The sequence below is a fragment of the Rhizobium sp. FKL33 genome, from assembly GCF_005222915.1.
Taxonomy (GTDB): Bacteria; Pseudomonadota; Alphaproteobacteria; order Rhizobiales; family Rhizobiaceae; genus Rhizobium_E.
This window is the reverse complement of the sequence record NZ_STFX01000046.1, coordinates 1-1,163: the sequence shown is the minus strand read 5'-3', so window position 1 is coordinate 1,163 and position 1,163 is coordinate 1. Positions and strand designations below refer to the sequence as shown.

General features: G+C 65.1%; 1 protein-coding gene. It reads left to right on the top strand.

The features are described from left to right. On the top strand, nt 1-1,163 hold a 1,163-nt coding region (locus E8Q41_RS22610; protein ID WP_137157835.1), incomplete at both ends, for a HAMP domain-containing methyl-accepting chemotaxis protein.

Below are 1,163 nucleotides of genomic sequence, written 5' to 3'. Positions count from 1 at the left end.
CAGAAGGAAAGCGCCGGCAAGGAGCGCGACAGCGCCAACTCCATCTCCGTCGGCGCCACCATCACCGGCATCCTCATCGCCATCTTCGCCGGCATCGGTCTCGTCATGACCTTCAAGGGTCCGATCGGCCAGATCACCTCGGCCATGCGCAAGCTCGCCGAAGGCGTGCTCGACACCAAGATCAACGGCGAAGCCCGCGTCGACGAAATCGGCGAAATGGCCCGCGCGCTCGGCGTCTTCAAGCAGAACGCGCTCTCCAAGATCGAGATCGAACAGCGCTCGGAAGCCGAACGCGCCGCCGCCGAAGACGAACGCCGCCGCAACGACGCCGAAAAGCTCGACATCGACCGCCAGATCGATTTCGCCGTCAACGCGCTCGCCGCCGGTCTCGGCCGTCTCGCCCAGGGCGACATCTCCCAGACCATCGAGACGCCGTTCTTCGGCAAGCTTGAGACGCTGCGCGCCGACTTCAACTCCTCGCTCGCCAAGCTGCAGGACACAATGGCGCATATCCGCGAGAACACCGAGATGATCCAGCGCAACGCCGGCGAAATGAGCGCCGCCGCCGACGATCTCGCCAAGCGCACCGAACAGCAGGCCGCAGCGCTCGAACAGACCGCCGCCGCCGTCGAAGAGATCACGGTCACGGTCAAGTCTTCGGCCGAACGCGCCGAAGAAGCCAATCATATCGTCGGCGAGACCAAGAAGAGCGCCGACGCCTCCTCCACGATCGTCGCCTCGGCCATCGACGCCATGGGCCGGATCGAGGACGCCTCCAACCAGATCGTCCAGATCATCGACGTCATCGACGACATCGCCTTCCAGACCAACCTGCTCGCGCTCAACGCCGGCATCGAGGCGGCGCGGGCCGGTGAAGCCGGCAAGGGATTTGCCGTCGTCGCCCAGGAAGTGCGCGAACTCGCTCAGCGTTCGGCGGGCGCGGCCCAGCAGATCAAGGATCTGATCGGCAAGTCGAGCACGGAGGTCTCGTCGGGCTCGCGGCTGGTGCAGCAGACCGGTCAGGTGCTGGCCGAGATCTCGCACAAGATCGTCACGGTGTCGGAACGGGTCGAATCCATCGCCATGGCGAGCCGCGACCAGTCCAACGCGCTGGCCGAGGTCAATTCGTCGGTCAATTCGATGGACCAGATGACCCAGCGCAA